We start from the raw sequence: 19390 nt of genomic DNA, 5'->3' as shown, positions 1-19390 counted from the left end.
AAGATGTCGGATATTCTCAAGGGTAAACGCGGCCTGATCATGGGCGTGGCTAATGACCGCTCTATCGCGTGGGGCATCGCCAAAGCCATGCACGAAGCGGGCGCTGAGCTGGCTTTCACCTATCAGGGCGAGGCATTTGGCAAACGGCTCGAACCGCTGGCCCAAAGCTTGGGCAGCGACTTCATGGTCGATGCGGATGTGACCGATGATGATTCACTGGATCGCGCGTTTGGCGAGTTGTCCGCCCGCTGGCCAACAATAGATTTTGTTGTCCACGCTATCGCTTATTCGGACAAGTCCGAACTGACCGGTCGATTCTTGAACACCACGCGGGCAAACTTCAAACACTCGCTGGATGTGTCGGCCTATTCGTTCATCGAAGTTGCCCGTCGCGCTTATCCGCTGATGAAGGACAATGGCGGCACGTTGTTGACCCTGACCTATCAGGGGTCGAACAAGGTTGTACCAAACTACAATGTCATGGGCGTCGCCAAGGCTGCGCTGGAATCGGCGACGCGCTATCTGGCGAACGATCTGGGCCCCGAGGGTATTCGCGTGAACGCCATCTCGCCCGGCCCGATGAAAACATTGGCAGGTGCGGCTATTGGTGGTGCACGCAAGACCTACAAGTTCTGCGACCAGAACGCACCTATGCGTTCGAATGCCACGCTGGAGGCCGTCGGAGGCACCGCCGTGTATCTTGCGTCCGACGCCGGCAGCTATACTTCGGGTGAGATCATCCGCGTCGATGGCGGGTATCATATTCTGGGCATGCCCCAGCCAGAGGCCATGTGACCATATCTTTCCCTGCGGCTGCCAAGATTTGAACATCTTTGCCCCGCAGGGATTACGATATGAGCAAACTTGAACAGATCCTTGCGAGCAACACGCGCTCGCCAGCTTTGAAACGCAAATCAGGAAGCGGACGTGCGCGTCTTTTGCTGCTGATTCTCACATCGCTGCTGATTGCCTTTGTGTTTCTGACCCAACCGCCCGTGCGCGATGCGATTGAGCCGTTGTTGTCACATATCCCGGGCCTTTGATCCAATCAGCATCAGTTGATCGAAACGATTTCGATATCGAAGACCAGATCTTGCCCCGCTAGTGGATGATTTGCATCCAAGGTCACTGTCGCCTCATCTACCTCGACGACAGTCACTGGCAATGCCTGACCGTCAGGAGTTTGCATCTGTAACTGCGTGCCCGGTTCAAGCGGAATGTCATCCGGGATGCCTTCACGCGGGATCTGCTGCCGCATGCCCGGATTGATCGGGCCATAGGCGTCAACGCAATCGATCTCGACACGCTTTTTCTCGCCAATCTCCATGCCCGGCAGGGCAGCGTCCAGACCGGGTATGATCTGCCCGGAACCAACCGCAAACTCCAACGGATCGCGCCCCTCGGAACTGTCGAAGACTTTGCCGTCCAGCAGAGTTCCGGTGTAGTGGATGCGAACCGTGTCGCCTTGTTTGATTGCGGTCATGATGGCCTCCGGCCTGAAAAGAAATGAACGGCGCAGCCTAGAGGCTGACACAGCATTGTAAACCCTGCCCTCTTTAACCCCGGAACCGGTTGTGTTTACCTGCGCCCGATCAGGGGAGGATCGGATGGCTATCACCACGTGTGTATTCGACGCTTATGGCACTCTGTTTGACGTGGCCGCCGCCGCAAGGCAGGCCGCAGCGGAACCGGAGTTCGAAACGTTGGCTGATAAATGGCCCGAGTTGGCCAATCACTGGCGTTTAAAGCAACTGCAATATACTTGGTTGCGTGCTGTCGCTGATGCGCATTGTGACTTTTGGGATGTCACGCAAGATGGGCTGGATTGGGCCTTGGAAGCGGTAGGCCTTCAGGGGGATAACACCCTTCGGCAGCGTCTGCTCGATTTGTATTGGGAATTGCAGGCCTATCCCGAGGTCCCCGATATGTTGAAGGCGCTGAAGGCCGGTGGGTTGCAGACCGCCATCCTATCCAACGGTTCACCCCCGATGTTGAACGGGGCGGTGCAGTCTGCCGGGATCGGTGATGTGCTGGGTGATGTTCTGTCGGTCGAAAGCGTGGGGGTCTTCAAACCCCATGCCAGCGTATACGATCTGGTGCAGAACCGCTTCGGCTGCGCGCGCGATGAAGTGCTGTTCGTCAGCTCAAACGGGTGGGACGCTGCCGGGGCCAGTGGCTATGGATTTGTCACAGCTTGGGTCAACCGCGCTGGCGAACCAATGGACCGTCTGCCGTGGGAACCTGCACATGTGCTGCCAGACCTGACGACGATCCCTCAATTGGCAGGGCTTTGATGGCATATTTCACCACCTCGGACGGCAAACGCCTGTACTATGAAGATACCGGCACGGGCCATCCTCTGCTTTGCTTGGCTGGCTTGACGCGCAACTGCCGCGACTTTTCATTTCTTGCGCCACATATGAGTGATCTTCGTATGATTGCGATGGATTATCGCGGGCGCGGCAAGTCCGATTTTGATGCGAACTACATGAATTACAACATCCTGCGCGAAGGACAGGATGCGGTCGAACTTCTGGATCAGCTGGGTTTGGAGAAGGTGACCCTGTTGGGCACGTCACGGGGGGGGCTGATCGCCATGGCCTTGGCCGCCAGCCATCCTGACCGGCTGGCAGGTGTTATCCTGAACGACGTTGGCCCGGTGATCGAACCCGGTGGCATTGCCAAGATTATGGACTATGTCGGCAATCCCCCAAGTTCACAATCCTATGATGAGGCTGCGCAGGTCCTGCAAACGATGATGGCGCCACAGTTCCCGGGCATCGCTCAGGACGTCTGGAAACTGCAGGTAGAACATCAATACATTCAAACCGATACCGGGCTACAGCTGCGTTATGACCCCGCATTGCGACAAGCGCTGATCGAGCAGGCCGCCATCACCCCGGTACCGGACCTGTGGCCTTTGTTCGACGCCCTGAGCACGATCCACACCGGCGTGATCCGCGGTGCAAATTCCGACTTGTTGAGCAAAGCCACGGTGCAGAAGATGCACGCACACCACCCCGAATTGATCTCGACCGAAGTGCCGGACCGAGGACATGTCCCGTTCCTGAACGAGCCTCAATCCCTAGACCTGATCCGCAAGATACTGGACGCCAAATGAGCAACATAGACATGATCGAAGCCGCCGCCGAGCGGCTGAAAGGTCACGTGCGCGAGACGCCGCTTCTGTCATCGCCTTTCCTGGATGAAATCGCGGGTCGCCGCGTGCTGATCAAACCCGAATGCCTGCAACACACCGGCAGTTTCAAATTTCGCGGCGCGTGGTCAGCTATTTCCGCATTGGATGAAGCGGCGCGCAACCGGGGCGTCATCGCCTATTCCTCGGGCAATCACGCACAGGGTGTTGCCTATGCAGCGGCTCAACATGGAGTCTCGTCCGTCATCGTCATGCCCTCGGATGCGCCGAAGCTGAAGATTGAAAACACCCGCGCGCTGGGCGGTGAGGTCGTCCTTTATAACCGCGCCAGCGAAAGCCGCGAAGACATCGGCGAGGCATTGGCTGCCGAGCGCGGTTTGACCTTGATCCGGCCTTATGACGAACCGCAAGTGATCGCTGGCCAGGGAACAACGGGACTGGAGCTGGCGCGTCAGGCACGGGCGCTGGGCGTGACCGAAGGTGACGTGCTGATCTGCTGTGGCGGCGGCGGGCTGACATCTGGTATAGCGCTGGCATTAGAGCGTCACGCGCCCGGTCTGCGCCCTCGTCCATGCGAGCCTGAAGGGTTCGAAGACGTGAAACGCTCGCTGGCAAGCGGGACGATCCAAAGCAACGACGCTACTTCGGGAAATATCTGCGACGCAATCCTGACGCCACAGCCGGGGCAGATTACCTTTCCCATCCTACAGCGGCTTTGCGGCCCTGGTCTGTCGGTATCTGAACAGGAATCACTACGCGCCATGGCCCTTGCGTTTCTGCGTCTGAAGATCGTGCTGGAACCGGGCGGAGCTGTTTCGCTGGCCTCTGCCCTGTTTCGCAAGGATCAGATTGATGGGGATGCGGTGATCTTAGTCGCCTCGGGCGGCAACGTGGATCCGCAGATCTTTGAACGGGCGTTGGAATTCCTTACCTGACAATCGCTTACAGCCGGTGCAAAATCCGGTCGTAGTCGTTTTAACCGACACCCTGAGCAGACGGGGACGCTAAACATGCATATCGCTGACCTCAAAGATGTTCGGATACACTACCGAATTGATGGCGACGCCGCTGGCGCCCCCATCGTGTTTGCTAATTCACTGGGTACGGATATGCGGCTGTGGGACCCGATATTGTCGCTACTGCCCAAAGGCCTGCGCATCATTAGGTACGACAAACGCGGGCACGGATTGTCATCAGCACCTTCAGCGCCCTATTCCATGGGAAATCTGGTGCGCGACGCCGAGCAATTGCTGGATTATCTAGAGGTCAAGGATTGCGTATTCGTGGGTCTGTCCGTCGGTGGCATGATTGCGCAGGGTCTGGCGGTCAAGCGTATGGATCAGATCCGCGCGCTGGTGCTGTCGAATACGGCCGCCAAGATCGGCACTCCCATGATGTGGCAGCAGCGTATGAATGCTGTCCGTAAAGGCGGGATCGAGGCACTGGCGGATGCCACCATGGATCGGTGGTTCTCGAAATCATTCCGGACCAGCGCCGAGATGACGCTTTGGCGCAACATGATGGTCCGACAACCGGTCGATGGCTATCTGGGCTGTTGCGCTGCAATCTCTGGCACCGATTTCTATACGCCAACCAGCGGATTGCGCCTGCCGACCTTGGGGATTGCGGGCAGCGAAGACGGCTCAACCCCGCCCGATCTGGTGCGCGAAACGGTCGATCTGATCCCTGGCTCGCGCTTTGCGCTGATCCGAAAGGCAGGCCACCTGCCCTGCGTCGAGCGCCCTCAGGACTTTGCCCAATTGATTGGTGATTTTCTGACCGAGATCGGACATATTTGAAGGAGGGATTGTTGGCAGATTTCTTGCTTGTACATGGCTCTTGGCACGGTGCCTGGTGCTGGCGCGATATGATCCCAGAATTGACCACATTCGGACATACCGCCCGCGCCATCGATATGCCAAGCCACGGCTCGGACCCGACGCCTATCCGCGATGTCACCCTTGGAACGTGCAGAGATGCCGTGCTGAAGGCTTCGACACCAAAGACCATCATCTTAGGGCACTCGTGGGGTGGATATCCCGTAAGTGCGGCTGCCGAGACCGACCCGAACGCCATGCGAGGTGTGATTTATCTAAGTGCCTATGTTCCGAAATCCGGGCTATCTATGGTCGAAATGCGCAAACGAGCCCCACGCCAACTGATCGGAAATGCCGTCGAAGTATCCGGCGACGGGTTGTCGTATTCGGTGGTACCGGATCAGGTGCACGACCTGCTTTATCACGACTGCGCGCGCGAGGTGGTTGCCTATGCATTCGCGCGCCTGTGCCCCCAGGCGATTGCACCGCAGACTACCCCCCTAGACGTCGGAGATAACTTCGCGCGCGTTCCAAAAGGGTACATCAGAACTACCGATGACCGAATCGTTCCGACCGAATATCAGGCCGAGATGGCGGGCTGCGCGGACCCTGATATGCACCTTACGATAGACAGCTCTCACTCGCCGTTTTTTTCGCATCCTGAGCATCTTGCCGGGTTGATGCACCAGATCTCGCAACGAATGTAGCCAGCCACCGTCGATGTCCCGACCCCGATACGCCGTGCGCCGATCTGTTTGGTTGTCGCACACTGAACCGATGACCCACACAATGCTTATCAATAGGTGGATTCTTTTGCGTCTACCCCACTTTGGCAGAACAACGACACATCCGTGACGGTTTCCACCTTGCAGGTCCCGCCGGGACAGGTCACCGTGATCCCGTTAGGGAGCGGGAAAACACATGCAAACCATCAAAGCAGCCGTATGCCGAGCCTTCGGCGAACCTCTGGTCATCGAAGACATCCTGATTGCACCGCCCGGCATGGGCGAGGTCGAGGTCACGCTGGATGCGGTCGCGATTTGTCATTCGGACATTTCCTTTGCAAGCGGCGCGTGGGGCGGCCACTTGCCCGCGGTTTATGGGCACGAGGCGGCAGGCTTCGTTTCTGCCGTTGGCGAGGGCGCAGGGGATTTCAAACTTGGTGATCCCGTCGTGGTCACGTTGATCCGCGCCTGCGGAAGCTGTCCGTCCTGTGCCGGTGGCAAGCCCACCATTTGTGAGACACCGTATGACACGGTCAAAGGCCCGCTGCAGACTGCCGAAGGTGATGCGCTGGAACAGGCCATGGCGTGCGGGGCCTTTGCCGAAAAGGTAGTTGTCAGCCACCGACAGATCGTCCGCATACCTGAGACCCTGCCCAAGGACCTTGCCAGCCTGCTGTCTTGCGGGGTGATCACCGGTGTTGGCGCAGCGGTCAACGCCGCCCAGCTTCGCCCCGGGCAGGACGTGGTTGTCATCGGCGCCGGGGGCGTCGGCTTGAACGCAATCCAAGGCGCACGTATTGCCGGAGCTCGCCGTATCGTTGCGGTCGATATGACACAGGATAAGCTGGATATCGCAATGGAGTTCGGCGCGACCCATGGTGTTTTGGCCAACCAGAAAGAGCCGTGGAAAGCCGCCTACAAGGCGCTGGGCGGACGTGGCGCAGACGCCGTCTTGATTACAGTTGGTGCAATCCCGGCCTATGATCAGGCCCCGCGTTACCTTGGTCGGGGCGGCAAGGCGATCATGATCGGGATGCCCCATTCTGGTGACATGTCCAGCTACGAACCCGTCGTGCTGGCCGCGCTTGGCCAGGGCATGGTGGGCTCAAAAATGGGCGATGTAGTGATCCAGCGCGACATCCCGTGGATGATCGATCTGTATGAACAGGGGCGGCTGAAACTGGACGAGTTGATCTCGGGTCGCTGGACCCTGTCACAGATCAATGAGGCCATCGAAGACACCAAGTCCGGTGCGGCCAAACGCAACGTGATCTTGTTCGATCGCGACTGAACCCGCAAAAGGAACGCCCGATGAAACTGCAAGATCTCGATGTCATCGTTACTGCCCCTCCGGCCCCGGGTTGGGGTGGGCGCTATTGGATTTTGGTCAAGGTCACCACGGATACGGGCGTGATCGGTTGGGGGGAATGCTACGCGTCCTCGGTTGGTCCCGAGGCCATGACCCATGTCATTCGCGATGTATTCGAACGGCACATGCAGGGCGAAAACCCCGAGAATATCGAGTTGATGTTCCGCCGCGCCTATTCCAGCGGCTTCACTCAGCGACCAGACCTGACCGTCATGGGTGCGTTCTCAGGGCTCGAAATCGCCTGCTGGGACATTTTGGGCAAGGATCGTGATCGTCCGGTCTATGCGCTGCTGGGTGGGCGGATGAACGACCGTATCCGGGCGTACACCTATCTCTACCCACTTCCTCAGCATAACCTGACGGACTTCTGGACTTCACCTGAGCAGGCCGGAGAAAGTGCTGCTGAAATGGTCCGGCGCGGCTATACCGCCGTCAAGTTTGATCCCGCCGGGCCTTATACAATCCGCGGCGGGCACATGCCCGCGATGTCCGATATCTCAATGTCGATAGCGTTTTGCAAAGCGATCCGTGAGGCAGTTGGAGAGAAGGCCGATCTGCTGTTCGGTACTCATGGCCAGTTCAACACAGCCGGAGCTATACGTCTGGGCCAAGCGCTGGAACCCTTTTCGCCGCTGTGGTTCGAAGAACCCACACCCCCCGACATGATCGAGGATATGGCCCGTGTGGCGCGCAATGTCCGTATCCCTGTCGCGACCGGTGAACGGATGACAACCAAAGCGGAATTTGGCACGGTCCTGCGCGCCGGGGCCGCCGAAATCCTTCAGCCTGCGTTGGGACGCGCTGGTGGTATCTGGGAGATGAAGAAAGTCGCCGCGATGGCCGAGGTTTTCAACGCCCAGATGGCACCCCATCTGTATGCGGGACCGATCGAGTGGGCGGCGAATATTCATCTTGCGGCGTCGATCCCGAACCTGCTGCTGCTTGAAAGCATCGAGACCCCATTCCACGATCAACTGATAAAGGGAAGCATCCGCGTCGAGAAGGGCTTCGTCACTCCTCCGATCGAGCCCGGCCTTGGTATCGAGGTCGATGAAGGCCTTGCCCGAGCCCATCCCTACAAAGGTGACGGGCTGCACTTACAGATGCAGGAAACACCATGTGACTATGCAAATGGGAATGCGTTTCAAGGCGGGGCACCCGCAACCGAAGGGTAACAATCGACAGGCGAGCAAGCCGATCAGTTCGAGACATACCCCGCGATGACCTGCAACAGTTTAAAGGCTGTGGCTGCATCGTTCTCGACGACCGCCAGAAATTCCTCCTCACCGATCCGTAGGCAGGACAGTTCCGTTTCAGCCACCATGCTCAACGCCCGAGGCTCTTTTCGGATCAACCCCAGCTCTCCCACCAACGCGCCCGCACCAACCGTTGTGATCAGTTGATCGGCCTCGCCCGAACGCGGCAGGTACAATCCTGCCTCGCCCTCAAGGATGACATAGGCGCCATCGGTTGGCTGATCATCCTTCAGAAACACCACCTGGCCAGGTTTCGCTTCGAACCAGCGCGCACCAAAGGCCAGCAGTCGAAGCTGGCGACGGTCGAGCCCAGAGAACAACGGGGTCTGCTCAAGCGCACGCAATTTGCGTACCAGATCGGCAGACGCCGCACCGTCGCCGTCGACGTCGGTTGGGCCTTCACCCGTCACGACCCGGCCCTGACGGATTTCAACATACATGTCGAAAACATCTGGATTTTCGAACGCATCATTTAGATAGATTACAGTAGTTTCGGGCAGCAATTCACGCAGATTTTTATAAACTGCGACCTGTGTCTCCATATCATAGCTGGCAAGCGCGGTTTCCAGGATCAGAATATCCGGCTTTTTGATCGCAGCGCGGGTAAAGGCCAGCGGTTCGGCAAATACCGCAGGCAAGTTCTGGCCGCCAATCGAGACCGGAACATCATAGATCAGTTCCACCACCATCGGTCGCGCCCCGTTCTCGGCCAGAACATCGACGATCAGTTTGCGCGCCTCGTCGGTCCGCGCACCGCCGATCTGGCTGACCTTGCCAAACAGTGCGTTTTCCATGACCGTCAAACCGGGTGCAAAGGCATCTTCATCCAACGGGACGAATACATCGTGCAAGGGTTCCAGCAATTTGGCCGAATGGCTGTGGCGAAGCTCAAGAATGCGGTTCTTCAGCTCATCCGAAAACGCCGGGCCAATCTGCTCGGCCGAGATCACAAATGGCACCGAAAGCAAGCTAGCCAATTGTTCGTCATCCAGCCCATTTGCGCCTTCCTTCCGGGTTTGCTCGACCAATTCAACCGCGGCCTCGTAGGTCTGGGCCTCAAGCCCCAGCTTGCGAAACAAAGGATGATCTGTTCCATCAAGCCCAAATATCTGGCGCAGCATCTCAATTACGTCGCGTGTCAGGCTGATCAGGGTTTCATCCAACCCCAACTCGCGCAACTGGCCCAGAAACACGGTCTGCTGTGCCAGCAATTGCCGTGTCACTGGAACACAAGGGGTGGCAAACAACAGGTTCTCAGCAACGGGTAGCGCAGGGTTATACGCGCAGCGATCGAAAATCAGCGCCTGCTGATCAAGCCCGGCCTCGCGCACCGCCTTCTGAACCCGAGGGCGCAATTCGACCAGCTTTGCTGCCAGTTCCGGGCGCTCATTCGCATCAAACACCTGCTCGGCACCGCGCTGAAACAACGCCGCGCCCGAGCCCATGCCATCGATCAGTTTCAGCCACCAATCGCGCAGCCGCGCCGTATCGTCAAAACCCGCCATTCCGGGGTCAAGCCATTCGGCGTTGAATGGATCAGCACTATTGCCTGCCCTCAGCGTCTCGGTGAAATCCGGATCCTCGGTGGACTTGGACAATGGATGTGACCGCATCGGCATCATCACATTTTCACCCAACGTGCCCTGAAACATTATGGGGCGCGAGGTTGCTAGACCTATTCGTTGGGCAACAACGCTTTGATGCAGGCCAGCCATATTGATGCCGCCGATTTCAATACGGCCAGAGGTTGGCAGTATCTCGCGGGTCAGCAACTCGGTCAGCGCATGGCGATCTTCCTCGCTGGTGGCCGAAATGCCGACCGTTTTACCTGCTGGGAACGTCAGGTCCAGATCATCCAAAACCTGATTGCCGTCGATATCACGAACCGAGACTTGATTCAGTACGATATCGCCATTCAGATGTGGACAATCCGCTGGCTCTCCGTCAAACAGGGCCTCATCAATCATTCCATCCGGTGCGAAACGATCAATCACAACATCCCATCGCAGCGACATGTCCTGCGTTTGATTATAATAGGTCAGCAGTTCTTTCCAGGGTGAGCTCAAGTCTTTGTAAGCCGCCAGCGCAGCCACCAGAGCACCCAGCGAAACAGACCCCTGCAACACCAGCAGGCCACCGACAAGGTAGAACATGAATGGCGTCAGCTGCGATATGAAGTTGTTGATGAACTTCATAAAGAACTTCTTCTGATAGATCTCAAAGCGGATGGCGAACAGGCGCCCCAGCTGATCCGAGATCATCGCCCGCCGATAACGCCAACCGCCATTGGCGCGCAGGGTCGAAGCACCGGCAGCGTTCTCGCCGATCTGGGCAGCCAAAACGCGGACCTCTTGAATGCGCTTCTTGTTCAGAAGATTGATCTGGCGTTGCAATCGCGGGATCAGCCAGGCCTGCAGCGGGATCAACGCCACCGCGGCCAGTCCGAACCAAACGCTTTGGAGGAACAGAAAGGACAGGATCGTGATCATTTGTCCGGCCTGCAGCACGGGCTGACTGATCGCATCCCCCATCAGCCCACCCATCGGTTCGCTTTCAGCGGTTATCATCGAGACCATTTCGCCCTGACTGACCCGCTCAAAATATGGTTGTGGGAAGCGAAGCGCGCGGTTGATCAACTGATAGCGAAAGCGACGCAGCATACGCTCGCTCAGAACACCCTTCATGGTGTTGATACGCATCTTCATCAGCCCGTGCGCCAGCACCGCAGCCAGAAAGGCAAAGCACAGGATCATCAGAAAAGTGGTCTGCGTCAGGCTATAACCCCAGACATCGACAATCTGACTTGTCGCGCCGATTGCGTCATTGATGATGCGCTTGGGCAGCTCCAACGTCAGGTAAAGCAAAGGAAACAAGGTCGACGTCACGGCCAGCAAAATCAACTGGTCGCGCTTCGAGTATTTCCAGATGAACTGAAAGATCGATCGTTCTATTGAACCCGCCCCTACTAACGATCCGCCGCTCAAATCACTGATTTTGGCGTGAATACAACGGGCCGAATTTACCGCAATCGTATCCTCGGAAGCAAATGAATTTCCGATTTGCGCCTAATTTGCGTTGTGTGAACAAGTTCATTTGCGCGTTTCGCGTTTACCCCCTAATCTCCTGATTCAGGACGATATCGGGAGGATTCATTTGCCTGCCAGCTTTGGCGCTGTGTTTCTGTTGCTGTGCCTGCTTCAGATCAAACACATGTTCGCCGACTATTATTTACAGACGCCCAAGATGCTTTCCGGGCGAGGCACGTATTTCCACATGGGGCGCGCGCAACATGCTGCTGTGCATGTTGTGGGTTCGGTCGTGATTTTCGCGCTTTTTCGCGCCCCGATTGAATTCATACTGATCATCGCTGCGTTGGAATGGATCGTGCATTTCCACATCGACTTTGCCAAAGCCAACTATTCTGACCGCAAACAGTTGCAACCCAATCAGGCCGCTTTTTGGCGTGCCGCTGGTCTGGATCAGTTGTTTCACAACCTTACTTATATTGGCATGGCCTGGGCTTGGGTGGCTTTCGCGGCTTAAGCTTCAGGGTACCACCGGTCGGTTCCGCTTGATCGTCCGCAGCACGACATTCGTTTGCGCGCTGGCGACGGCGGGCAATCGAAACAAGAAATCTTCCAGAAACGTGTTGTAAGCAGACAGATTCCTGCACAAGACACGCAGATGATAATCGGCCTGACCTGTCGTGGCGTAGCATTCCTGCACTTCGGGGCTGATCTCGACGGCCCGGATGAAGTCGACAATCTTGTCCGGGTCATGCCGGGTCAGGTGAACAAGCACGATTGCTTCGAACGTCAACCCCATCTCGGCAGGGTTCACCAAAGCGCCGTACCGTTCGATCACCCCAGCCTCTTCCAGCGCGCGCACCCTGCGCCACAGGGCTGAGGCTGACATGCCGACAGCATCTGCCAATTCGGCGTTTGAAACCCGGCTGTCATTTTGAAGCAGCGTCAGAATGCGGCGGTCCCGATCATCAAGTATGCCCATCTTAGGAAGATTAATCCGTAATTTTAACTAAATCTGGTGAATTCTATCATAATTTGCAGAGCTCGCACAAACTCTGAAACAGAAATTCACCTGCGGGGGGTTAAAATAACCGAACACCAAAGACAAAAACCCATGGACGCGTAGCAATGAGCCACCACGAACCCTCCCCCCGCACCTATCGGCTTGAAGACCGCTATACCCTGACGCAGGGCCGGGTTTTTCTAACAGGCACGCAAGCCTTGGCGCGGATTATGATGGACCAGGCCCGACGCGATCGTCAGGCCGGGCTGAACACGGCGGGGTTTGTCTCGGGCTATCGCGGATCGCCACTGGGCGGGCTGGATCTTGAGCTATGGCGCGCAAAGGACCGGCTGAAGACGGATCGCATCACGTTCATGCCCGCCGTAAACGAAGACCTCGGCGCAACGGCGGTTCTGGGTGCGCAACAGGCCATTTTGGACCCGCATTGCGAGGTCGAGGGCATCTTTTCGATGTGGTACGGTAAAGGCCCCGGTGTCGACCGATCAGGCGATGCATTGAAACATGGGAATGCATATGGGTCTGCGCCAAAAGGTGGCGTGCTGGTCGTGGCAGGCGATGATCATGGTTGCGTCAGTTCTTCGATGCCCCATCAGTCGGATGTGGCCTTCATGTCGTGGTTCATGCCGACATTGAACCCAGCCTCGGTCGAGGAATATTTGGAATTCGGCGAGTACGGGTTCGCTCTGTCCCGTTTCTCAGGCACGTGGGTCGGGTTCAAGGCGGTCTCGGAAACGGTCGAAAGCGCGCGGTCCGTCGATCTGCACCCGGATCGCAGCTTTTCCCTGCCGCAGATCGACTTGCCCGAACGCGGCTTGCACGTCCGCACTGCCGATTTGCCCTCGCCCGAGATCGAGACCCGCATCCAGCACAAGTTGCGCGCCGTTCGGGCCTTTGCCGAAGAAAACCCCATCGACCGGCGTATTTATGACATCGACAACGCGAAGTTCGGCTTCGTGACCACCGGCAAGGGGCACCTCGATCTGATGGAGGCGCTGCGTTTGCTGGACCTTGATGAAGCCGCTTGCCGCCGCTTGGGGATCGACATCTACAAGGTTGGCATGGTCTGGCCGCTGGCCCGTCGCAACGCGTTGCGCTTTGTGAAAGGCAAGGCCGAGGTTCTGGTCGTCGAGGAAAAGCGCGGCATCATCGAAAGCCAGTTCAAAGAATATTTCTATGACTGGCCCGGCGACAAACCCCATAAGATGGTAGGTAAATATGACAGCCATGGCGAACCGCTGATCCCATGGACCGGGGAACTCAGCCCTTTGATGCTGGCCCCCTTTGTTGCCGCCCGACTTAACACGTTCTTCCCTGAAGAAAACCTGCCTGCCAAAGCGCGTGCACTGACTGAGACAGAACCGCCCGTGATCAATGTCCCGGGCGCAACACGGACACCCTATTTCTGCTCGGGCTGCCCGCACAATACATCAACCAAAGTTCCAGAAGGCTCTACCGCTGCCAGCGGCATTGGTTGCCACGTAATGGCATCTTGGATGGATCGCGAGACGGTCGGCTATGCACAAATGGGAGGCGAAGGCGTACCCCATGTGGTGGCCTCACAATTCAATGGCGGCAAGCATATCTTCCAGAACCTTGGCGAAGGGACGTGGTACCATTCTGGATCACTCGCGATCCGTCAGGCGGTCGCGGCCGGGACAAATATCACGTATAAAATACTCTACAATGATGCGGTCGCAATGACCGGAGGGCAACCAGTGGATGGACCTGTCAGCGTTGCAGGCATTGCCCAAACCTGCCGGGCTGAAGGCGTTGCGCGGATCGCGCTGGTCTCGGACAACATTGCCAAGTTTCACCGATCCGATTTCCCGGCTGGCACCACATTCCACGACCGGGCAAAGATGGACAGCCTGCAACGCGAACTGCGCGACATACCCGGAGTCACGGTCCTGATCTATGAACAGACCTGCGCCACCGAGAAACGCCGCCGCCGCAAGCGTGGGACAATGGAGGACCCCTCAACGTTCGTCTGGATCAACGATCTGGTCTGCGAAGGCTGCGGCGACTGCTCGGTCGCGTCGAATTGCCTAAGCGTTGAGCCGCGCGAAACCCCGCTGGGGCGCAAGCGCAAGATCAACTTAAGTTCGTGCAACAAGGATTTTTCGTGCTTGAACGGGTTCTGTCCGAGTTTTGTGACCGTTGAGGGCGCAACCCGACGAAAGCGCGCCATCGAAATGGACTTCAATGCGCTTGAAACAGGCCTGCCAGACCCAAAGCTTCCGTCTTTGGACACACCATTTGATCTGCTTGTGACAGGCGTGGGTGGCACTGGGGTTGTCACGGTTGGGGCCCTGATCACTATGGCCGCGCACCTGGAAGGCAAAGGTGCCTCGGTCCTGGATTTCACCGGATTTGCGCAGAAATTCGGCACGGTACTCAGTTACATCCGCCTTGGCGCAGCTCCGGATGCGCTTAACCAAGTACGCATAGATCAAGGCGCTGCGGATGCGGTGATTGGCTGTGATGTGGTGGTGAGTTCGGCCCCCAAAGCCTCAGCTCATTATGCCCGCGGGACACGCGTTGTGCTGAACAGGGCCGAGATGCCCACCGGCGATCTTGTCCTGCGCCGCGATGCCCAATTGCGGGTCGATAAGCGGGAACAGGCGATTGCAGATGTGGTTGGGGTGGACAATCTCGCCAGCCTTGACGCAAATGCAATAGCTGAGGCGCTACTGGGGGATGCCGTCTTCGCCAACGTCATTTTGCTGGGTTATGCATGGCAAAACGAGCTGGTTCCGGTATCGCATCTTGCATTGGCTCAGGCCATCTTACTGAACGGTGTAGCCGTCGAAAAAAACCGGCTGGCCTTTGCTCTTGGGCGTTGTCTGGCGGCTGACCCCGACCGCATTCACGGGCTGGCACTACCCGAAGAGACAAACGGCACCTTGGATCAGGTGATTGCGCGTCGGGTGGCGTTTTTGACAGATTATCAGGATGCCGCATATGCGGATCGCTATGCGCAACAGATTGAAGCAATCCGCGCGTCGAACCCGAAAATATCCGACGATATTCTAGAATCCGTAGCCCGCAACTTGTTCCGTTTCATGGCCTATAAAGACGAGTTCGAAGTAGCCAGGCTGCAAACGTCCCAAAACTTCGACAACGAACTGAAGCAACAATTCGAGGGAGATTTCAAAACCAGTTACCATTTCGCCCCGCCAATGCTGAGCTGGCGCAAGGACGAACGGGGCCGCCCCCTCAAGTTTGCACTGGGCCCATGGATGCGCCCGGTTCTGCGGGGACTGTCCCGTCTACGTGGTTTGCGCGGCTCGGTCCTGAACCCCTTCGGCTATCACTCCGAAGCGCGACTGCATCGAGATATCCTAAACTGGTACCAATCGCTGTTGGACATGTATCTGACAAACCCCTCCGCCCATTCCGAGGCCGAGTGGCTGGACGTGCTGTCAGCTGCGGACCAGATACGCGGTTTCGGTCCAGTACGGGAAGAAAGCTATGAGAACGCGCGCGCGATGGCGCGTTAACCAAGCACCGAGAAACTGCTATCGGTATTGACCGGTCGCTTGCGGGAATAAAAACCGGTGTCGATTGTGCGTCCAATGTAAGGCAGTTCAAACTGCATCGGCTTGTCGTCATGATCCGCACCGCCTTCGACGTAGTCGATCAGCGCAGCCATCATTTTGCCCGCAATCGGCGCGTTCTTGTATTGGTTACCGCTGGTGCCGCAGGCCATGTAAAACCCCGGCAGGCTGGACTTGTCATAGATCGGAATCCAGTCAGTCGAGGCATCATACAAATCCACCACCCCACGGGTTCTGGAGGGTATCCCCAAGCTCGGGACCCGCTGGGCATAACGCATGGCCTGCGTGGTCCATTGATCCGTAAAATCGTGGTTATAGCTTACATCATCTTCGCACCATTGATGCGGATCACATGCCGGATCCTCGGAACCGATCAGAATATGATTGCCATGTTCTGGACGGCAATACAGCGCGATATCACTATCCGAGACAATTGTTCCTTGCGTTTCGAAATCAAATCCTTCGGGCGCGGGTACATGCACCACCTCCTGCCGCAGCGGGCGGGTTTGAATGGTCATGTCACCCAGAACCCCGGCCATTTCGTTGACAAGCGCTGACCCGGGACCGGCAACATTCACCACCACTTTGGCGTGGATTTCTTCACCAGAGGCAAGTCTGACACCTGCGACGCGCCCCTGCTGCGACAGGATTTCGCGCACGTCTGCACCCGTTCGCACTTCGGCACCATGCAGCTTGGCGGCATCCATCAGGTTTTGCGCCGACAAGGCTGGATCGGTCACATAGCCTGCTTTCGGCCAGAACACTGCGCCCTGAATCCGATCTCCGTTCGGTTGGCCGAACTCCGGATCATCCATGCGCCGCGCCGGGGCAAAGCTGTCCAGAGAATAGATCGGCAGACGTTCGGTAATCCGCTCAGGTGTCCATTCTTCAAACGGACAATCCAGTTCGGCGCTGTACTTCTTATGTTTCTCAAGAAATCCATTGGCCTCGGTCTTGACGACCAAACAACCGGTCTCACGAAACTGCGCCAAATCGGCTTTGTCGGGCAAGCCCAGATAGTTCGCCCAATCACGCCAATAGTGATAGCCTTCCCAAGCGAACGCGGTTCCATCGAGGGTCGAATAATGCATCCGAATTATCGCGCAAGAGCCTGCGGTCGAGCCATGCCCAACCTGCGCATTGCGATCCAACGACAGAGTTTTCCAACCGGCCTTGGACATCTCGAACGCGATGGCGGCTCCGATCACACCGGTGCCAATGATGATTGCGTCAGGTTGGTTCATGTCCTGCCCCTTCCCAGAAATGTTTCGCATACGCGCTGAATTCGGTGATTTCCTCGGGTCGCGGTTCGACCCCTGTAAAAACATAAAGGTAGTGTGGAACCATCGACAGCCTGATCGCCAATGGTTCGTTTAACTGCGCCAGATCATATCCGATCTGCATATAATATAGCACCCGCGCCCGCGTCTCTGCCTCGGTCTCATCATAGTTGAACCGGATGAACATCGCGCGCAGCGCGGCCAGGCGACGGGCATCGGACTGGTCCAGCATACGCCGCACCTTTCCCGATCTTCGTGCCCAATCCCGCACAGCAAAATCAAGCGCCGTATCAAATAGTTCGGTATTCACAACGCAGCGCTGAACATTGCACACCGCAGCCGTGATCGTTTCAGCAGGCAATTCGGATTGCGCGATCAAGGCCGCGGTATTTGTCGCCTGCCACCGCGCCAGCAGCGCATCCAGTAATTCCTGCCGCGACTTGAAGTACCAGTAGAATGATGAGCGCGAGACCGCCATCCGCTCGGCAAGGTTCATGACTTTCACCTGCTCGACCCCGTCCGAAATCAGGACGTCCATGGCCACGTTCAGCCAATCATCGCGCGTGACCTTGACGTTACCAATCAGTGGCTCAGCTTCGGGATCGTCCCTGTGCAGGATGGGTTTGGTGTTCATTCAACTCTCCGGCGGTGCGCCGCCCTCTTCTGTACGGCGCGCTATGAAATCCTTCAACGCACCAAGGCGATCCGTATCTGATGCCGGTGTTTTGAAATTTGCCAGGATTTCCTTCCATACGCCTGTCGCGCGGTGGTTGGCGTCGATCGCGCCACGCTCGGTCCAGGTGCCAAAATTTGCGTAATCATGCAGGTGCGGCTCATAAAATGCGGTATTATAGCGCTCCATCGTCTGACTGGTGGCGAAGAAATGTCCGCTGGGTTCAACCTCGCTCAGCGCAGTATCAAACCCGATCTCTGCACCATTGGCCTGTGCCCCTGCACAAAGCTCGGCCACCATGTTCAACACCTCGGCATCGCAGATCATCTTCTCGAAAGATACGGTCAGGCCACCTTCGAGCCATCCGGCCGAATGAATGATCACCGTCGCCCCGGCCATCAGGCAGCCCCACAGGCCGAACTGGTTTTCATTGGCGGCCTGAACGTCGTTGATATTTGCCGCAGACCCCGCCGCAGACCGCCAGGGCAGGCCCAGATGCCGGGCCAACTGGCCCGCTGCCAAAGACGCCTGAAAATGCGAGGGCGTCCCGAATGCAGGCGCCCCTGATTTCATGTCGACATTGCTGGTAAAGGTCCCATAGCACACCGGCGCACCGGGGTTGGTAAGCTGGGTCAGCGTCAAGGCCGCAAGCGCCTCGGCATGGGACAGCGTGATGGCCCCGGCCACCGTGATCGGAGCCATTGCGCCCATCAGGGTAAAGGGTGTGATGATCGACATCTGACCATGGCGCGCAAAGTCGATCAGCCCCTGAGCCATTGGAATATCCAGCGTCCGCGGGCTGTTGGTGTTGATAATCGTGTAACAATGGGCGTTAGCGCGGAACTCCTTGTCAGACAGACCTCGCGCCGTCGAGAGCATCTCGAAGCAGTCCATCACTTGCGGCGTGCCCCGCGAGAAGAAGAACGGGAACTTATCCGTCAATTCCATCTGCGCTTGGGTGGTGAAATAGTGCCGCACATTGGTTGGCACGTCCTGCGGTTCGACTTGCGGTGAGATCATCTGGAAGACATCAAAGTGATGAGTGAGCTTTAGGAACTCCAGATAATCCTGCCCACTCGCTGGCCGACGACCGCGTTCCAGATCGGTCGCGTTTGGAGCGCCAGCGCCGGGCTGGAACACCAAAGAGCCCAGCTCCAAAGTGAAATCCCGGTGCCGAGCGCCTGCGCGGCAGGCTATGGATTTCGGGGCCGAGGCAACGGCGGCCTCAACCATATCCCGCCCGATAAAGACCATCTCGCTGTCTTCGTCCACACGCGCGCCACCCAGCGCGTAGATTCGCCGCGCTTCGGGCAATAGAACTTTCACGCCCAACTCTTCTAGCGTGCGCAATGCGGTGTCGTGCATATCTGCAATCTGATCCGTCGGGAACACTTCCATCTGCGGAAACGGATTGCGTAGCTGGCGATAATTCACATCACGGCTAGGTTGCGGGGCGGCATCTGCCCCGCGCCCGCGCCGTCGGCGTTTTTGGCCCAAATCCGACAT

General features: G+C 57.5%; 17 protein-coding genes. 11 read left to right on the top strand and 6 right to left on the bottom strand.

From position 1 onward, the window contains the following. Positions 1-3: 3 nt before the first annotated feature. Both ACR0A1_RS00275 and ACR0A1_RS00270 read left to right on the top strand, forming a co-directional pair. The gene (locus ACR0A1_RS00275) at positions 4-795 is read left to right on the top strand and encodes an enoyl-ACP reductase FabI (RefSeq protein ID WP_170397587.1); all 792 of its coding nucleotides are present in this window, start codon (positions 4-6) and stop codon (positions 793-795) included. Positions 796-854: 59 nt separating this feature from the next. Beyond that, positions 855-1043 (top strand): hypothetical protein, encoded by a 189-nt coding sequence (locus tag ACR0A1_RS00270; protein WP_170397589.1) that lies wholly within the window; start codon positions 855-857, stop codon positions 1041-1043. Between the two features lie 11 nt (positions 1044-1054). Here the strand turns inward: ACR0A1_RS00270 and ACR0A1_RS00265 are convergent, their stop codons facing one another. Further along, positions 1055-1483 (bottom strand): FKBP-type peptidyl-prolyl cis-trans isomerase, encoded by a 429-nt coding sequence (locus tag ACR0A1_RS00265; protein WP_170397592.1) that lies wholly within the window; start codon positions 1481-1483, stop codon positions 1055-1057. A 124-nt stretch (positions 1484-1607) separates the two neighbouring features. On the opposite strand from ACR0A1_RS00265, the gene ACR0A1_RS00260 reads away from it, so the two are divergent. The 7 genes from ACR0A1_RS00260 to ACR0A1_RS00230 all read left to right on the top strand — a co-directional run bounded on the left by ACR0A1_RS00260 (position 1608) and on the right by ACR0A1_RS00230 (position 8243). Next, positions 1608-2294 carry a haloacid dehalogenase type II gene (locus ACR0A1_RS00260; RefSeq protein WP_480865790.1) on the top strand — a complete coding sequence of 229 codons (687 nt, stop codon included), beginning with the start codon at positions 1608-1610 and terminating at the stop codon, positions 2292-2294. Next, entirely contained in the window at positions 2294-3121 is an 828-nt protein-coding gene (locus tag ACR0A1_RS00255; RefSeq protein ID WP_480737182.1) for an alpha/beta fold hydrolase, read from the top strand. Before ACR0A1_RS00260 ends, ACR0A1_RS00255 begins: the two co-directional genes overlap by 1 nt. Further along, the gene (locus ACR0A1_RS00250; protein ID WP_480865788.1) at positions 3118-4092 is read left to right on the top strand and encodes a threonine ammonia-lyase; all 975 of its coding nucleotides are present in this window, start codon (positions 3118-3120) and stop codon (positions 4090-4092) included. Before ACR0A1_RS00255 ends, ACR0A1_RS00250 begins: the two co-directional genes overlap by 4 nt. A gap of 75 nt (positions 4093-4167) precedes the next feature. Further along, positions 4168-4956 (top strand): 3-oxoadipate enol-lactonase, encoded by a 789-nt coding sequence (gene pcaD / locus ACR0A1_RS00245; protein WP_480865786.1) that lies wholly within the window; start codon positions 4168-4170, stop codon positions 4954-4956. 11 nt (positions 4957-4967) lie between these two features. Further along, entirely contained in the window at positions 4968-5681 is a 714-nt protein-coding gene (locus ACR0A1_RS00240; RefSeq protein ID WP_170636465.1) for an alpha/beta fold hydrolase, read from the top strand. 214 nt (positions 5682-5895) lie between these two features. Then, positions 5896-6990, top strand: coding sequence for a Zn-dependent alcohol dehydrogenase (locus tag ACR0A1_RS00235; RefSeq protein ID WP_170511497.1), 1095 nt, complete (start codon positions 5896-5898; stop codon positions 6988-6990). Between the two features lie 20 nt (positions 6991-7010). After that, on the top strand, positions 7011-8243 hold the full coding sequence (locus ACR0A1_RS00230; RefSeq protein ID WP_480865784.1) for a mandelate racemase/muconate lactonizing enzyme family protein: 1233 nt from the start codon (positions 7011-7013) through the stop codon (positions 8241-8243). Between the two features lie 23 nt (positions 8244-8266). Here ACR0A1_RS00230 and ACR0A1_RS00225 read toward each other — a convergent pair whose 3' ends face one another. Then, the gene (locus ACR0A1_RS00225; protein ID WP_480865782.1) at positions 8267-11308 is read right to left on the bottom strand and encodes an ABC transporter transmembrane domain-containing protein; all 3042 of its coding nucleotides are present in this window, start codon (positions 11306-11308) and stop codon (positions 8267-8269) included. 169 nt (positions 11309-11477) lie between these two features. Between ACR0A1_RS00225 and ACR0A1_RS00220 the strand changes: the two genes are divergently transcribed. After that, complete coding sequence (locus ACR0A1_RS00220) at positions 11478-11867, top strand: DUF3307 domain-containing protein (protein ID WP_170397621.1); 390 nt, start codon at positions 11478-11480, stop codon at positions 11865-11867. 3 nt (positions 11868-11870) lie between these two features. On the opposite strand, the gene ACR0A1_RS00215 is transcribed toward ACR0A1_RS00220, so the two are convergent. After that, positions 11871-12332, bottom strand: coding sequence for an Lrp/AsnC family transcriptional regulator (locus ACR0A1_RS00215; RefSeq protein ID WP_480865780.1), 462 nt, complete (start codon positions 12330-12332; stop codon positions 11871-11873). 146 nt (positions 12333-12478) lie between these two features. On the opposite strand from ACR0A1_RS00215, the gene ACR0A1_RS00210 reads away from it, so the two are divergent. Continuing rightward, complete coding sequence (locus tag ACR0A1_RS00210) at positions 12479-15874, top strand: indolepyruvate ferredoxin oxidoreductase family protein (RefSeq protein ID WP_480865778.1); 3396 nt, start codon at positions 12479-12481, stop codon at positions 15872-15874. On the opposite strand, the gene ACR0A1_RS00205 is transcribed toward ACR0A1_RS00210, so the two are convergent. The 3 genes from ACR0A1_RS00205 to ACR0A1_RS00195 are packed head-to-tail and all read right to left on the bottom strand — an operon-like array spanning position 15871 to position 19390. Next, a complete protein-coding gene (locus tag ACR0A1_RS00205) occupies positions 15871-17175 on the bottom strand; it encodes an NAD(P)/FAD-dependent oxidoreductase (RefSeq protein WP_480865777.1) in 1305 nt (434 codons plus the stop codon). The two genes, ACR0A1_RS00210 and ACR0A1_RS00205, sit on opposite strands and share 4 nt — an antisense overlap. Beyond that, on the bottom strand, positions 17162-17845 hold the full coding sequence (locus tag ACR0A1_RS00200; protein WP_480865775.1) for a TetR/AcrR family transcriptional regulator: 684 nt from the start codon (positions 17843-17845) through the stop codon (positions 17162-17164). The genes ACR0A1_RS00205 and ACR0A1_RS00200 overlap by 14 nt, the downstream gene beginning before the upstream one ends. Next, the gene (locus tag ACR0A1_RS00195) at positions 17846-19390 is read right to left on the bottom strand and encodes a trimethylamine methyltransferase family protein (RefSeq protein WP_480865773.1); all 1545 of its coding nucleotides are present in this window, start codon (positions 19388-19390) and stop codon (positions 17846-17848) included.

The sequence above is a fragment of the Ruegeria sp. D6 genome (assembly GCF_056534365.1).
Note: the sequence above shows the minus strand (reverse complement) of the source record. Positions and strands in the feature narration are given on the sequence as shown.

Coding starts and splice junctions, on each gene's coding strand:
- ACR0A1_RS00215 (WP_480865780.1), bottom strand. CDS start 12,332: ATGGGCATACTTGATGATCGGGACCGCCGCATTCTGACGCTGCTTCAA.
- ACR0A1_RS00260 (WP_480865790.1), top strand. CDS start 1,608: ATGGCTATCACCACGTGTGTATTCGACGCTTATGGCACTCTGTTTGAC.
- ACR0A1_RS00195 (WP_480865773.1), bottom strand. CDS start 19,390: ATGTCGGATTTGGGCCAAAAACGCCGACGGCGCGGGCGCGGGGCAGAT.
- ACR0A1_RS00275 (WP_170397587.1), top strand. CDS start 4: ATGTCGGATATTCTCAAGGGTAAACGCGGCCTGATCATGGGCGTGGCT.
- ACR0A1_RS00230 (WP_480865784.1), top strand. CDS start 7,011: ATGAAACTGCAAGATCTCGATGTCATCGTTACTGCCCCTCCGGCCCCG.
- ACR0A1_RS00250 (WP_480865788.1), top strand. CDS start 3,118: ATGAGCAACATAGACATGATCGAAGCCGCCGCCGAGCGGCTGAAAGGT.
- pcaD (WP_480865786.1), top strand. CDS start 4,168: ATGCATATCGCTGACCTCAAAGATGTTCGGATACACTACCGAATTGAT.
- ACR0A1_RS00270 (WP_170397589.1), top strand. CDS start 855: ATGAGCAAACTTGAACAGATCCTTGCGAGCAACACGCGCTCGCCAGCT.
- ACR0A1_RS00200 (WP_480865775.1), bottom strand. CDS start 17,845: ATGAACACCAAACCCATCCTGCACAGGGACGATCCCGAAGCTGAGCCA.
- ACR0A1_RS00255 (WP_480737182.1), top strand. CDS start 2,294: ATGGCATATTTCACCACCTCGGACGGCAAACGCCTGTACTATGAAGAT.
- ACR0A1_RS00210 (WP_480865778.1), top strand. CDS start 12,479: ATGAGCCACCACGAACCCTCCCCCCGCACCTATCGGCTTGAAGACCGC.
- ACR0A1_RS00205 (WP_480865777.1), bottom strand. CDS start 17,175: ATGAACCAACCTGACGCAATCATCATTGGCACCGGTGTGATCGGAGCC.
- ACR0A1_RS00265 (WP_170397592.1), bottom strand. CDS start 1,483: ATGACCGCAATCAAACAAGGCGACACGGTTCGCATCCACTACACCGGA.
- ACR0A1_RS00235 (WP_170511497.1), top strand. CDS start 5,896: ATGCAAACCATCAAAGCAGCCGTATGCCGAGCCTTCGGCGAACCTCTG.